Raw genomic sequence first — 13827 nt, 5'->3', positions numbered from 1 at the left:
GTCCTAAAAGCAACACTCGACCCCAACCCGGCGCACAGCGGTCTCACACGGCACGGGCATCATGGATGAGATGTCTCCGAGCGCCGGTTGGTTGAGTCGATCTGGTCACATCCGCGACACGCGGCTGGTGATGGCCGGTGCGTTCCTGGGCGCGTTCGGCCTCCTGATGCTGGCCACGTTCACGTCGGTGCTGGCAGGAGGCCCGATCACCACGAAGCGCGAGCTGGTGAACGCGGCGTACCAGGCAGGCGTCGGCGAGTGCCTCAACTGGGAGAAGGCCGACCTCTCCGACGCGCAGAAGGTCGACTGCGCCGCCGCGCACAAGTTCGAGGTCACCGGCACGGCCGACATCACGGCCGCGTACCCGAAGGAAGCGCCGTACCCGGCCGCCGAGGCCTGGGAGAAGATCGCGCAGGACAACTGCGCCCAGGCGTCCACCACGTACATGGCGGGCAAGCTCGACCCGCTGGGCAAGTACGGCGTCAGCACCCTGAACCCGGACGAGACCCGCTGGTCGAGCGGGTACCGCGAGCTCAGGTGCGGTCTGCAGGTCACGGCGCCCTCCGGCGCGGCGCTGCCGTCGTTCGGCAGCGCGAAGACCCAGGACCAGTCGAACGTGTACGACCCCGGCGTCTGCGTGGCGCTCACCGAGGACAACAAGGTGGGTGACCCGATCGAGTGCGCCAAGCCGCACGCGTTCGAGATCGTCGGCGTCGTGGAGCACCCCGAGGGCGAGTTCCCGGCGCCCGAGAAGCAGGACACGGTGATGTCCGAGAAGTGCGCCGCGATCGCCGCCGAGTACACCGGCGGCGCCGACCTCAAGGCGAAGAACCTGCTCATCACCTGGGACACGCGCGCGCAGGAGAGCTGGGCCGTCGGCTCGCGCAAGGCCAACTGCAAGATCGGCGCCGTCCCCCAGGGCGAGAAGCTCGTGGCGTGGGAGGGCAGCGTCCGCAACCCCAACGGCGCGCCGCTGACCACCGCGAACCCGCCGCAGACCACCTCGGTCAAGCCCCAGGACGAGCCCACCGGCGCCCCGCTGCACTCCGAGTCCGGCAAGCCCTCGGAGTCCGGCAAGCCCTCCGGCTCGGACAAGCCGGACCCGTCGTCCTCCGGCGCACCCCCCTCGAGCGCGGAGAACCGATGACCGTCGAGATGACCAGGGCACGCTTCGACGAACTGGTCGAGGAGGCCCTGGACCTGGTCCCGCCCGACTTCATGCACGCGATGAACAACGTCGTGGTGCTGGTCGAGGACCGCAACCCCGACGAGCCGGCCCTGCTGGGCCTGTACCAGGGCATCGCGCTGACCGAGCGCAACACCGACTACGGCGGCACCCTGCCCGACCACATCTTCATCTACCGCGAGGCGATCCTCGACATCTGCGACACCGAGGACGACGTGGTGGAGGAAGTGATCATCACCGTGGTGCACGAGATCGCGCACCACTTCGGGGTGGACGACGCGAAGCTGCACGAGCTGGGCTGGGGCTGAGGCCGCGCGGCAGGACCGCCGAACCGATGCGGCTCGCGGGCCGGAGCCGGCCCGACCGGCTACTGGATCTCCACGCCCGCCCACGACCGGCACACCCAGCCGTCGCCCTCGGTCTCCAGCACCACCACGCCGGTGTTCGGCAGCAGGTTCTCCGCCAGCTCCACCGGCACGTTCGACGCCAGCGCGAGCGCGCCCATCCGGCCCGAGCCGCCGTGCGTCACGACCACGACGGTGCCGTCCTGCCGGATCGACGAGATCGCGGCCAGGAAGCGGTCCAGCACCTGCTGCCCGGACTCGCCGCCGCCGGGGAACGCCACGTCGAGCTCGCCCTCGGCCCAGCGGATCACGGTCTCGAGGTAGGTCTGGTACGCCTCGGTGTCGTTGCGGCCCTCCAGCGAGCCGACCTGGATCTCCTCGATGCCCTCGAGGACCTGGACGGGCAGGCCGAAGCGCTCCGCGGTCGGGGCCGCGGTCTGCTGGGCGCGCAGGCCGATGCTCGCGTAGACGGCGACCGGCTCTTCGGTGGCGAGGAGGTCGGCCAGTTCGCGGGCCTGCTTCCGGCCGAGTTCGGTGAGCGGGGGGCCTGGCATGGCCGTGTCGAGCTTGCGCTCGATGTTCGACGCCGTCTCACCGTGCCTGACCAGCAGCAACCTCACCCGCGCTCGCCCTTTCTGACAGCATCGACCCAGGAGGCGGCTGCGGCGAACTCGGCGTTGTGAGCCTCGACGGGCTCGTGGTCGGCCTTCGGGAAGGACCCGAGGAACCGGATCTCACGCGAGTGTCGGTGCAGCGCGGCCAGCGCGTCACCGATCCTCGGCTCTGCGATGTGCCCCTCGACGTCGATGTAGAAGCGGTACGTCCCCAGTTTGCCCTTCTGGGGACGCGATTCGAGGCCGGTGAGATTGATGCCACGCAACGCGAGCTCCGTGAGCAGTTCCGACAGCACGCCGACGCGGTTCGGGGTGGTCACCACGACGCTCGTGCGGTCGGCACCGGTCGGCTCCGGCAACGCGCCCGGCCGGCGCAGCAGCAGGAACCGCGTGCGTGCGTCGGGCACGTCCAGGACGTCGGTGGCGTACTCGTCGAGTTTGTAGTGGTGCACGGCCACGGGGGCCGTCACGGCGGCGTCGAACTCGCCGCGCTCCACCTCGGCGGCGGCCGCCGCGGTGGACGACGTGGCGATGGAGGTGACGCCCGGCAGTTCCGCGGCGATCCACTCGCGGACCTGGGCCAGCGCGTGCGGGTGCGAGGCGATCGTCTTGATGTCGGTGGTGCCCGGACGGACCAGGACGCTGAACCGGACGTCCAGCACCGTCTCGGCCACGGCCACGACCGGCTCGTCGCGCACGAGGGCGTCCAGGGTCGCGGGCACGGCGCCCTCGACGGAGTTCTCGATCGGCACGCACGCGAACTCGGCCTCGCCGCGGCGCACGGCGGCGAACGCGAGCGGGATCGTCTCGACCGGGACCAGGTCGCCCTCGAACCGCATCGCTGCCTGCTCGGTGAAGGTGCCCTGTGGTCCGAAGTACGCAATGCGCGGCATCAGGTCAGCGTAGTGCGGCGATCAGAGGCGGAAATCACGCCTGTGTCAGGGGCCAAACCTGGGTTCCGCAAGGGCCGTTCGAACTGGAATGCTTGGAGCGTGCCCGCTCTAGCGCCAGAACTCGTGTTGTGCGCGGTCGACGAACCGATGGCGAACGCCTGGCTCGCCGTCGCCGACGGACGCACCGGGGTGAGGGTGCATCGCGGGTCCGTGCTGGACATCCACGCGCAGGCCATCGTCAGCCCGGCGAACTCGCAGGGCTGGATGCGCGGTGGCATCGACGCCGTCTACGCCACGGCCTTCCCCCTGGTCGAGAACAACGTCCGCAGCGCCGTCCTCGCGCTGCACGGCGGTGAGCTCCCGGTGGGCGAGGCGCAGATCGTGGCGACCGGTGAGACCGAGCCGGCGTGGCTGATCAGCGCGCCGACGATGCGCCTGCCCGGCGAACGGCTGCCGGTCGACACCGTCCACCCCTACCTCGCGGCCCGCGCCGTGCTGCGGCTGTGGAGCGAAGGGCGCCTGGAGGACGGCACGCCGGTGCGCGACGCCGTCCGCACCATCGCGATGCCGGGGCTCGGCACCGGGGTGGGAGGCGTCGCCCCGTCCACGTGCGCGCACCAGGTCGCCGCCGCGTGGGACGAGGCGTTCAACCCGCTGCACGTCTGACGGAGGTTGTGCACAGGACTTGTGCACAACCCTGTGGACAACGTTGTGGATGCTTGTGGACTACTGCCGTGGCGCGACCCATCGTTCGAGGTCCAGCTCGTCCGTGATGGGGATGCCGAACTCACCCACAGCCGGTATCTCCGGTTTGAGCTTGCGCGCCTCGCGGACCGCGTCCGGTCTCAACGCGGCCAGCTTGAACCCGCGGCGCTGGTAGAAGCGGATCGCGTCGAGGTTGTCGTTGGTGGTCGTCAGCCGCACCCGGTTGCACCCGAGCGAGCGCGCCTGGCGAACCGCGGCGTCGACGAGCGCGGTGCCGACGCCGCGGCCCCGCCGCAGCGCGTCGATCGTCACGATCTCCAGCTGGTGGTTCGTCACCGCGTAGGTCAGCAGACCCAGCACGTGACCCTGCTTCTCCACGAGGAAGCCCGGCAGACTCGCCGGGAAGAACACCTCGCCGTGCGCGACGGCGGTGTGCGCGCCCCACAGCTCGAGAACCAGTCGGGCGACAACTATGCGATCTGCTTCCTCGACCGGTCGTACCGAGCCTTCTGCCATGACAAGAACTGTGCCAATTCGAGTCACACTCAGGAACAGCCATTCGACGTACGGTGGATTCGTGCCAGTGCGCGTTTTGTTGGTTGACGATCACGAAGTAGTGCGCAGGGGTCTGCGCGAGATGCTCGACGACGAGGCGGACATCTCGGTCATAGCCGAGGCCGGATCCGTCGACGAGGCGGTGACCAGAGCTGCGGCGACACCGCCGGACGTGGCCGTCGTGGACGTCCAGCTCCCCGACGGCAGCGGGGTCGACCTGTGCCGGTCGTTGCGCGACCTTGGCATTCGTTGCCTCGTGCTGACCGCATTCGACGACGAAGAAGCGCTCGTCGGCGCGATCATGGCCGGTGCCTCGGGGTACCTGCTCAAGCAGGTGCGCGGTCAGGACGTCGTCACGGCCGTGCGCGAGGTCGCGGCGGGACGATCCCTTCTGGACCCCGCGACCACAAGCCGAGTACTCGAACGGATGCGCAATCCCGCCCCGATCGGACTCACCGACCAGGAACAGCGCGTGCTCGAACTCATCGGTGAGGGCCTCACGAACCGCCAAATCGGTGAACGGTTGTTCCTCGCGGAGAAGACCGTGAAGAACTACGTGACGTCCGTTCTGTCGAAACTCGGCATGGAACGGCGGACGCAGGCCGCCGCCTGGGTGGCTAAACGGGGACGGACCAGGTGAGCGTCGTCCCGTTCGGCGAACTCACGACGCGGAAATCACCACCCGCGGACTTCGCCCGTTCGGCGAGGTGCCGCAGGCCGCGCTGAGTCACGCCGGACGGGATGCCGCACCCGTTGTCGGCGACGCGCAGCAGCAGGTGCTTCTCATCGCGCCGTACGTCGATCTGGAGGTTCGTGGCACCTGAGTGCCGCACGACGTTCGACAACGCCTCACGCAACGCGGCGCGCGCGTCGTCGGCGTGCCGCCGCGGCACGTTCGCCAGGTCGCCCGCCACGTGCAGCCGAGGCGCGAACCCGAGCAGCTCACCGGCCGTGCGGACCTCGGCCTTGATCGAGTCGAGCAGGTCGGCGCCCTCGGCCGGGTCGGTGTTGCGCAGCTTGCGGACGGTGCCGCGGACCTCGGCGATCGTCTCGTCGACCAGGTCGACGGCCTCGTTGATCCGGGCTCGGTCGGTGTGGTCGAGCTTCTTGCCGAGGCGCCGTTCGAGCAGGCTGAGCTGCACGCCGGCGCCGTAGAGCCGCTGGATGATCACGTCGTGCAGGTCGCGGGCGATCCGTTCGCGCTCCTCGTAGACCGCGACGCGCTGCCGGGCGGTGAAGCCCTCGGACAGCACCACGGCGAGACCGGCCTGGGCCGCGAACGCCGACAGCACGTCCACCGTCTCCGGCGTGAACGGCGGCTTGTCCCGCCGCCGGTAGACCGCGAGCGCGCCGATCTTGCGGTCCGAGGTGCCGAACGGCGCCACCGCGAACGGGCCGTAGCTGCGCAGCGCGTGGGGCACGTACGGGGCCGTGCGCGGGTCGCTCGTGACGTCGTCGGCCATCACCGGGACGCCCGTGCGCGCGGCCTTGGCGGCGGCGCTGCGCGGGCTCAGCGTCGCCGTGACCGGCTCGCCGGACGAGGCCTCGACGGTCAGCGTGCCGTCGTCGTCCTCGGTGGCGAGCATGGCGAGGACGAGGTCGGCGTCCGCGATCTCCGCGGCCGCCTCCACCACGAGCCTCAGCACGTTCTCCGGGTCTTCCAGCGCCGCCGACGTGATCTCGGTGGACGCGACGAGCACGCGCCGCGCCAGAGAGGGGTCCATGGTCCTCAACGGTATGCGGGAGTGCCGAGGTCCAGCACCAGGTCCGCCCTCGCCGCCTCGTCCGGGCGGTGCGTGATGTGCAGGACGGTCCTGCGGTCCTGCCGCAGCTGCTCCAGCAGCCGGCGCGCGGTCGGCTCGTCGAGGTGCGCGGTGGGCTCGTCGAGCAGCACCACGTCGGCGTCGTGCAGCAGCGCCCGTGCCAGCGCCAGCCGTTGCGCCTCGCCGCCCGACACCTGGTCGGGCCTGATCACCGTGTCGAGCCGGTCGGTCCAGTCGTCCAGGCAGGCCTTGCGCAGGGCGTCCTTCAACGCCTCGTCGTCGTGCTGACCCGACATCCGCAGGTTCTCCCTCACGGCCGTGCTGACGAGCATCGGCTCCTGCGGGCACCAGGTGGCGCGCGGCAGCTCGACGATGCCGCGTTCGGGCTGCAGGAAGCCCAGGAGCAGCGCGAACAGCGTCGACTTGCCGCTGCCCGACGGCCCGACGATCGCGACGTGCGTGCCGGGCTCGATGTTGAGGTGGAGGTCGCGCAGCGTCGGCTCGGTCGCTCCGGGCCAGCGGACGTCGACGTTCTCCAGCCGGATCCGCTTGCCGCGGTGCACCTCGGACCGTTCGGGCGCGTCGAACTGCAGCCTTGCCGAAGCCTCCCGCAACGCCCGGCGCTGCTGGGCGGCGAGCGGCAGCGCGGCCAGCGGTTCGGCGAGCGCGAGCGGGACGAGCCCCAGCACCGGGTTGCCGGTCATCGCGCAGGCGAGGGCCGCCGCACCGGTCGCGAGCAGGACGATCGCCGTGGCCGCGCCCGTGCCAAACGCTTGCTTGCGGGCCTGTGCCGCGAGCTCGACGTCCTTGGCGTGCAGCTGCGCCAGCAGGCGGTGGTGGGCGTCGTGCGCGATGAGGTCCGGCGCGGCGGCGAGGGCGTTGATCGTGTCGCGGGCGACCTCGCGGCGGCCCCTGGCGAGCTTCGTGCTGGCCCGGCGCTCGGTCCAGACGGCGACGGCCGGTGCGGCGAGCCCCGCCGCGAGCAGCAGCCCGCCCAGGGTCAGCGCGGCCATCGGGTCGATGAACGCGAACAGGACCGTGGTCGCGATGCCCGCCCCGATCGCGACGACCGGCGGCACCAGCACCCGCGGGATCAGGTCGCGAACCGTGTCGGTGTCCTCCACGAGCCGTTGGAGCCCATCACGCCGTTGAGACCGCACGAGCCTGAGCCACAACTCGGCCCGCAGCTTGGTCGCGAGGCGGAACGTCTCGTCGTGCGTGACCAGACGCTCGACGTAGCGCAGCACGCCCTTGCTCAACGCGAACGTCCGCACGCCCACGACCAGCACCGACAGCGTCAGGATCGGCGGCATCTCGGCGGCGCGGGCGATCAGGTGGGCGGCCAGCGCGGTCAGCGCGATGCCGGCGACGGCCGCGAGCACGCCCAGTCCGGCACCCTTCCACGGAAGCGGCAGGCGCTTCGGGCGTTCGGGCAGCGCTTCCTCGGTGACGACCCTGGCGAACATCTCGTCGTCGGTCGCCTCCTTCTCGCGGTGCGAGGCGAGGACGACGGCCGCGGTGGCGCTGGCTCGCTTGATCGCTTTGTCGACTTTGCGACTTGTCACCGGGTCTAGGTGGGCGGTCGGTTCGTCGAGCAGCAACACGGTGGCACCGTGGCGAACCCTCAGCAGGGCGCGCGCGACTGCGACGCGTTGGCGCTCACCGGTCGAGAGGTCGGTGATCTGCCGGTCGAGGAGGTGCCGGGCCACGACCTCGTCCGCGACCTGCTCGATGTCCTGAGCGTCCGGAACCGTCAGTTCCAGTTCGGCGCGCGGGGTGGCCGCGGCGAACGCGGGCTTCTGCGGCACGTACGCGATGTCGCCGGCCACGAACGCCGTGCCGTCGGTCGGCTCGACGAAGCCCAGCAGCACCCCGAACGTTGTCGACTTTCCAGCGCCACTCGCGCCCTCAAGTCGATGAATCTCCCCCGGCCGGACGTCGAAGCTGATGCCGTCCGGCGCGAATCCCCCGCGCCGGAGCACCCGCAGGTCGTCGACGTGGACCGATCCGCCGGGCAGTCGCGGCCTGCTCCCGTCCTCGTGGTCGACGACCTCGGCCACGCGCCGGACCGCCTCCAGGCCGTCCTCGCTGGCGTGGTGGGCGGCACCCGCGGCACGCAGCGGGAGGTAGCACTCGGGCGCCAGGATCAGCACGACCAGCGCGGTCATCAGCGTCATGTCGCCGTGCACGAGCCGGATGCCGATGCCGACGGCGATCAGCGCGACGCTCAGCGACGCCGCGATCTCCAGCACCAACGCGCTGAGGAACGCGATCCGCAGCGTGCCCATCGTGGCCTTGCGGTGCTGCTCGCCGATCTGCCGTACCGCGCCCGCCTGCTGCTCGGCGCGTCCGAAGACGGTCAGCACCGGCAGGGCGTGGAGCAGTTCGAGGAGCTGCGCGGAGAGCAGTTCGGTGACGTCGGCGGCCTTCTTGACGCGCTTCTCGGTGTACCAGCCGATCAACGCGGCGAACACCGGGATCAGCGGCACGGTGACCGCGATCAGCACGGCCGACGGCCAGTCGGTGAAGAGGATCCAGGCCCCGGCGAGCGGTGGCACGATCGCGGCCGTGACCAGCGCGGGGAGGTAGCGGGTGAAGTAGGCGTCGAGCGCGTCGAGGCCCTTGGTCGCGAGCACCGACAGCTCGGCCGTGCCGCGCTCGGCGACGAAGCCGGGGCCGCGTTCGAACGACTTGGCGAGCAGCTGGGTCCGCAGCTCCTCCTTGGCGCCGGCGGCGGCACGGGCGGCAGCGCTCTCCGTCGCCCACGACAGCGCGGCGCGGGCCAGGATCGCCACGGCCAGCAGCGGCAGGCCCTCGCGGGTCGTGATGACCGACGCCAGCGCGACGGCCTGGGCCACGAGCGCCAGTGAGTTGAGGAATGCCAGCGCGCCCACCCCGACGAGGGCGCGCCTGGCGTTCCGGGAGAGCTGGGGCAGAGCTCCCAGCGGGCCTCGCTTCATCAGTGCCCTGCTCTCAGTGGGCTGCCGGGATGTGCTGGACGCCGATCCGCTTGCGGAACACCCAGTACGTCCAGCCCTGGTAGACGAGCACGGCGGGCGTGCCGAAGGCGGCGACCCAGGTCATGACCTTCAGCGTGTAGGGGCTCGACGCCGTGTTGGCGACCGTGAGCGACCACGCGTCGTTCAGCGTCGACGGCAGGACGTTCGGGTAGAGCGAGCCGAACAGCACCACGACGCTCGCCGCGATCGCGAGGCCCATCAACGCGAACGACTGTCCGTCGCGGTCCACGGCCAGCCTCCACATCGCGAGGCCCAGGATCGCCACGACCACGGCGGCCCACAGCCCGGCGACGATCGCGAGCAACGCCACGAGCGGCAGCAACGCGACCGGCGCCAGCGTCAGGGCGATGCGACGGGCCCGTTCGCGGATCTCGCCCTCGGTCTTCAGCGCCGTGAAGACGGCACCGTGCACGAGCGCGTAGCCCGCGAAGGCGAGCGCGCCGACGACCGTCTCCAGGCGGATGGCCGCGAACGGCGAGCCGACGCGGTCACCGTTCGCGTCGATCGGCAGGCCCAGCACGGTCGTCGAGATCAGCAGGCCGACGCAGAGCGTGGCGATCCACGAGCCCGCGACGATGGTGAAGTCCCAGGCCCTGCGCCAGCGCGGGTTGTCGACCTTGCCGCGGTAGTCGAACGCGACACCGCGGCCGATCAACGCGATGAGGAACAGGGTTAGTGGCAGGTACGCGGCGCTGAGCAGCGCCGCGTACCAGCCGGGGAAGGCCGCGAACGTGGCACCGATCGCGGTGATGAGCCACACCTCGTTGCCGTCCCAGACCGGCCCGATGGTGTTGATCATGACCCGGCGTTCGCGGTTGCTGCGCCCGAGAACCGGCAGCAGCATGCCGACGCCGAAGTCGAAACCTTCGAGGAACAGGTAGCCGAGCCACAGCACGGCGATGAGCACGAACCAGAGCGTTTCCACGTCGCCTCTCCCCTAGTACGCGAACGCCAGGGCGCCGTCGTCGGTCTTCTGGGGCAGCACGCCGCGGATCCCGCCTCGGACGTACTTGCGGATCAGGTAGAACTCCACGACCGCCAGCACGCTGTAGACCGCGGTGAGCGCGATCAGCGAGGTCAGGACCTCGCCCGCTGTCGACTGGCTGACCGCCTGCGCGGTGAACATCCAGACACCGTCCACACCGGACGGGTTGGGTACCACGACGAACGGCTGCCTGCCCATCTCGGTGAAGATCCAGCCGGCGCTGTTGGCCACGAACGGGGTCGCGATGCCGGCGAGGCCGAGAACCGGGAACCACCATCCGGTGGGCGTCCTGTTCTTCCGCGTCAGCCAGAGCATGAACACCCCGAGGCCGGCCGAGATGGCGCCGAACCCGATCATCAACCGAAAGCCCCAGTACGTCACGGGGAGCGCCGGCACGTAGTCGATCGGCTTGCCGCTGAGCTCACCGAGCCGTTCGTCGACGGGGTAGAACTCGCCGTACTTCTCCTGGTACATCGGGACGAGGTCCTGGATGCCCTTGACCTCGCTGCTGAAGTCGTTGTGCGCCAAGAAGCTCAGCAGTGCGGGCACCGTGATGCTCTTGACGTTCTCGCAGTCGGGCCTGGTGACGTCGCCGACCGCGAAGACGCTGAAGCTCGCGGGCTGTTCGGTGTGGCACAACGCCTCCGCGGCGGCCATCTTCATCGGCTGCTGCTCGAACATCAACTTGCCCTGCAGGTCACCGCTGATCGCCAGCGCGCTGAACGCGACCACCCCGACCCACGTGCCGAGCTTGAGCGAGCTGCGCCAGACGCGTTCTTCTTCCGACCTGCGGTGCAGGTGCCAGGCGGCGATGCCCACGAGGAACGCGCCGGCCACCGCGAACGCGCCGGCGATGGTGTGCGGGAAGGCCGCGAGCGTCGTGTTGTTGGTCAGCACGGCCCAGATCGAGGTGAGCCGCGGGCGGCCCTCGTACATCTCGATGCCGACCGGGTGCTGCATCCACGAGTTGGCGGCGAGGATGAAGTACGCGCTGGCCATAGTGGCGAGGCTGAACGCCCAGACGCAGGCGAGGTGGACCTTCTTCGGCAGCTTGTCCCAGCCGAAGATCCACAGGCCGAGGAACGTCGACTCGACGAAGAAGGCGACGATCGCCTCCATCGCGAGCGGCGCACCGAACACGTCACCGACGAACCGCGAGTAGGCGCTCCAGGCCATGCCGAACTGGAACTCCTGCACGATGCCCGTCACGACGCCCATGGCGAAGTTGATCAGGAGGAGCTTGCCCCAGAACTTCGTCATCTTGTAGTAGCGCTCGTCGCCCGTGCGCACCCACGCGGTCTGCATCCCCGCGACCAGCAGGGAGAGGCCGATCGTCAGCGGCACCATCAGAAAGTGGTAGACGGTGGTGATGCCGAACTGCCACCGCGCGAGTTCGAGTACTTCCACGTCTTCGAGCGTAGGTGTGGATCATGGCCGCTATCAGGTACGACGGTCCCGTCCCGGCTCGGGACCAAGGTCCCGTGCGCGAAGTCACGCCTGGTGGGTGACATGCGTCGGTTACGATGTGTGCGCCAGAGGGGAGTAGTTCCCACCGGAGTCTTCGGCCGGTGGCGTGGTGATCGACATACTGATCGGCCTTCGAGCGGATCCGGTCCCACACCCGATCTCGATCGGGCGAACGAGACCTCCGGCCAGGTGCAAGCACGCCTGGTCGGGGTCTGTCGCGCCTCCGTCCGGGTACGTATTCGGACGTGGAGGACCTCGTGGCCACATCATTGCTCGCGTTCATCACCGCCTTCGCGGTGGTGTTCCTCGTCGAGCTGCCCGACAAGACCATGGTCGCGACCCTGGTGCTGACGACGCGCTACCGCGCCTGGCCGGTGTTCGTCGGCGTGGTCGCGGCCTTCGCCGTGCAGAGCGTCGTGGCCGCCGCGTTCGGCTCCGCGATCACCCTGCTGCCCGACCGGGTCGTGGCGGGCGTGGTCGCCGTGCTGTTCGGCGTGGGCGCCTTCATGCTGCTGCGCGAAGGCTTCTCGAAGGACGACGACTCAGCGGACGAGGCGGGAACGCAGACCGCCGTGCCGTTCTGGCGCGCCGCCCTGACGTCGTTCGGCGTCCTGTTCGCCGCCGAGTGGGGCGACGCCTCGCAGCTCGCGACGGCCGGCATCACCGCCCGGTACGGCGCGCCGCTGGCCGTGGGTCTCGGTGCCTGGCTCGCACTGGTCGCCGTGGCCGGACTCGCCGTCCTGGTGGGGCGCAAGCTCGCCGGGCGGTTGCCGACGCACTGGATCCAGCGGGTCGCCGGGGTGGTCTTCGCGGTGCTCAGCGTGGTCGCGCTGGTCCAGGTGTTCTAGCCGGTCACCAGACCGGCCGCAGCCCTGGCTGGTCCTCGCCGTGGACGTGCCGCAGGTAGGCAGCGAGGCCCCGCCTGATGGTCGCGAGGGTGTCGTCGCCGATCGCCTCGGCCATCTCGGCTTCGAGGTCGGCCCACAGGTTGTCGGCGAACTTCAGGTAGTCGCGCCCCTTCGTGGTCAGCGTGACGTACTGCGCGCGCTTGTCCGTGGGATGCGGCTCCCTGAGCACGTACCCCCACTCGTCCAGCTCGCTGACGATCTTCGCCGCCGCCTGCTTCGTGACGCCGAGGTGCTGTCCGATGTCGACGGTGGTGGCGCGCTTCTCCTTGAGGAACCGGAAGACGTAGCCGTGGGCGGGCCGCAGCGGCTCCAGCCCGATCTGCCGGAGGCGGTCGTGGAACTGGTCGCCCATGGCGCGGTACGTCATCGCCAGCAGCATCGGCACCGGTTCCATCACGTCTCCAAGGTAGACAACCTGGTTGACCTTATTCTAAGGTTAGACAACCCAGTTGACTACTTTGGAGGTCGTCTTGCTGATCACGGGGGATTCCGCCCGGCTGCACGAGTTCGGCGGTTTCGAGTTCCGCTCCCTGGCCGTGCCGTCGCGTGGCAGCGCGGAGATCGCGCTGTGGACCGTGGACGTGCCGGAAGGGGGCGACGGCACGCCGCACCGCGCGTCGAAGGAGGAGGTGTTCTACGTGCTGTCCGGGTCGGTGACGATCCAGGGCAGACGGCCGGCGCCGGCGACGCGATCGTCGTGCCGCCGGACACCGAGCTGTCGCTGACCGGCGGGCCGGCGCGGGTGCTGGTGGCCACGTCGGTGGGGATCAGGGGCACGCTGGCCGACGGGCGGACGATCACGCCGCCCTGGTCGCTCTAGCGGTCACGCGGCACGGCAGGTCCTGAGATAGCTCAGGAACGCGGAGGAGGCGGTCGCGCTCGTCCTGCGGATGCGCGGACGGGACTGAGGGCCGCACGTCCCGCGGGTGGCCCCTCGCACGCACCGCGGCCCGCAGCCGGTCGACTGCGGGCCGGTGCGCGTCAGTTCGCCGGTGAGCCCTCTTCGCGCGGAGGCTCGGGTGCGGTGTCCGGGACCTCTTCGCGGAGGTCGTGGGCGATCTTCTTCGCCTCGTCGATGAGCTGTTGGGACTCGTCGAGGCGGTGCTCGTCGGGCGGCGTGAGGTCGCCGGGTGGTTCGGTGGACCGCTCGGCCGGTGACACGCCGGCCGGTGCCGCGGAGCCGCTTGCTCCGACACCTCCCGCACCGGACCCGGCGGTCCCGTCCGGCAGGACGGCAGCCTCCCCGTCCGGTGCGCCGGGCTGCTCGTCCACGGCGCTGGCGGACTCCTCGTCCACCGACACGGGTCGCTCCCCGTCCGGCAGGACGTCACGGTCCTCCACCGGCTCGACGGGGCGCTCTTCGTCCGGCACGGTCACGCGGTCTTCT

At 70.3% G+C, this 13827-nt stretch carries 16 protein-coding genes; 7 read left to right on the top strand and 9 right to left on the bottom strand.

All coding sequences use genetic code 11. The features are described from left to right. Positions 1-91 precede the first annotated feature (91 nt). Both BMY74_RS00530 and BMY74_RS00525 read left to right on the top strand, forming a co-directional pair. Entirely contained in the window at positions 92-1147 is a 1056-nt protein-coding gene (locus BMY74_RS00530) for a septum formation family protein (RefSeq protein ID WP_245785808.1), read from the top strand. Beyond that, entirely contained in the window at positions 1144-1494 is a 351-nt protein-coding gene (locus tag BMY74_RS00525) for a metallopeptidase family protein (protein WP_089907725.1), read from the top strand. Before BMY74_RS00530 ends, BMY74_RS00525 begins: the two co-directional genes overlap by 4 nt. A 59-nt stretch (positions 1495-1553) precedes the next feature. Here BMY74_RS00525 and BMY74_RS00520 read toward each other — a convergent pair whose 3' ends face one another. Next, a complete protein-coding gene (locus tag BMY74_RS00520) occupies positions 1554-2150 on the bottom strand; it encodes a histidine phosphatase family protein (RefSeq protein WP_089907722.1) in 597 nt (198 codons plus the stop codon). After that, entirely contained in the window at positions 2147-3037 is an 891-nt protein-coding gene (gene pheA / locus BMY74_RS00515) for a prephenate dehydratase (RefSeq protein WP_089907719.1), read from the bottom strand. Before pheA ends, BMY74_RS00520 begins: the two co-directional genes overlap by 4 nt. 147 nt (positions 3038-3184) lie before the next feature. On the opposite strand from pheA, the gene BMY74_RS00510 reads away from it, so the two are divergent. Then, positions 3185-3703: a macro domain-containing protein gene (locus BMY74_RS00510; RefSeq protein ID WP_089910202.1), complete on the top strand. Its 519-nt coding sequence runs from the start codon at positions 3185-3187 to the stop codon at positions 3701-3703. A gap of 60 nt (positions 3704-3763) precedes the next feature. Here the strand turns inward: BMY74_RS00510 and BMY74_RS00505 are convergent, their stop codons facing one another. Beyond that, complete coding sequence (locus tag BMY74_RS00505) at positions 3764-4258, bottom strand: GNAT family N-acetyltransferase (protein ID WP_089907716.1); 495 nt, start codon at positions 4256-4258, stop codon at positions 3764-3766. 61 nt (positions 4259-4319) lie between these two features. On the opposite strand from BMY74_RS00505, the gene BMY74_RS00500 reads away from it, so the two are divergent. Next, complete coding sequence (locus BMY74_RS00500; RefSeq protein ID WP_281244928.1) at positions 4320-4937, top strand: response regulator; 618 nt, start codon at positions 4320-4322, stop codon at positions 4935-4937. Here BMY74_RS00500 and BMY74_RS00495 read toward each other — a convergent pair. From BMY74_RS00495 to BMY74_RS00480, 4 genes are read right to left on the bottom strand one after another with little or no spacing between them, the layout of a single operon-like run. After that, complete coding sequence (locus tag BMY74_RS00495) at positions 4915-6021, bottom strand: GAF domain-containing sensor histidine kinase (RefSeq protein WP_089907710.1); 1107 nt, start codon at positions 6019-6021, stop codon at positions 4915-4917. The genes BMY74_RS00500 and BMY74_RS00495 overlap by 23 nt on opposite strands. A gap of 5 nt (positions 6022-6026) precedes the next feature. Further along, positions 6027-9020, bottom strand: a complete 2994-nt coding sequence (cydD, locus tag BMY74_RS46580; RefSeq protein ID WP_089907707.1) for a thiol reductant ABC exporter subunit CydD — start codon at positions 9018-9020, stop codon at positions 6027-6029. Between the two features lie 13 nt (positions 9021-9033). Next, positions 9034-10005 (bottom strand): cytochrome d ubiquinol oxidase subunit II, encoded by a 972-nt coding sequence (cydB, locus tag BMY74_RS00485; protein ID WP_089907704.1) that lies wholly within the window; start codon positions 10003-10005, stop codon positions 9034-9036. A 12-nt stretch (positions 10006-10017) separates the two neighbouring features. After that, positions 10018-11472: a cytochrome ubiquinol oxidase subunit I gene (locus BMY74_RS00480; RefSeq protein WP_089907701.1), complete on the bottom strand. Its 1455-nt coding sequence runs from the start codon at positions 11470-11472 to the stop codon at positions 10018-10020. Between the two features lie 317 nt (positions 11473-11789). On the opposite strand from BMY74_RS00480, the gene BMY74_RS00475 reads away from it, so the two are divergent. Beyond that, positions 11790-12380: a TMEM165/GDT1 family protein gene (locus tag BMY74_RS00475; protein WP_281244927.1), complete on the top strand. Its 591-nt coding sequence runs from the start codon at positions 11790-11792 to the stop codon at positions 12378-12380. 4 nt (positions 12381-12384) lie between these two features. Here BMY74_RS00475 and BMY74_RS00470 read toward each other — a convergent pair whose 3' ends face one another. Beyond that, positions 12385-12834 carry a MarR family winged helix-turn-helix transcriptional regulator gene (locus BMY74_RS00470; protein WP_218159511.1) on the bottom strand — a complete coding sequence of 150 codons (450 nt, stop codon included), beginning with the start codon at positions 12832-12834 and terminating at the stop codon, positions 12385-12387. 55 nt (positions 12835-12889) lie between these two features. Here BMY74_RS00470 and BMY74_RS00465 point away from each other — a divergent pair, with 55 nt between their 5' ends. Continuing rightward, complete coding sequence (locus BMY74_RS00465; RefSeq protein WP_218159491.1) at positions 12890-13165, top strand: cupin domain-containing protein; 276 nt, start codon at positions 12890-12892, stop codon at positions 13163-13165. After that, positions 13138-13260: a hypothetical protein gene (locus BMY74_RS46575; RefSeq protein ID WP_281244926.1), complete on the top strand. Its 123-nt coding sequence runs from the start codon at positions 13138-13140 to the stop codon at positions 13258-13260. The genes BMY74_RS00465 and BMY74_RS46575 overlap by 28 nt, the downstream gene beginning before the upstream one ends. 161 nt (positions 13261-13421) lie before the next feature. On the opposite strand, the gene BMY74_RS00460 is transcribed toward BMY74_RS46575, so the two are convergent. After that, on the bottom strand, positions 13422-13817 hold the full coding sequence (locus BMY74_RS00460; protein ID WP_089907697.1) for a hypothetical protein: 396 nt from the start codon (positions 13815-13817) through the stop codon (positions 13422-13424). Positions 13818-13827 lie beyond the last annotated feature (10 nt).

Origin of the sequence: Lentzea albida, assembly GCF_900111005.1 — a bacterium.
Classification (GTDB): domain Bacteria; phylum Actinomycetota; class Actinomycetes; order Mycobacteriales; family Pseudonocardiaceae; genus Lentzea; species Lentzea albida.
This window is presented reverse-complemented; position numbering and strand designations above follow the sequence as displayed.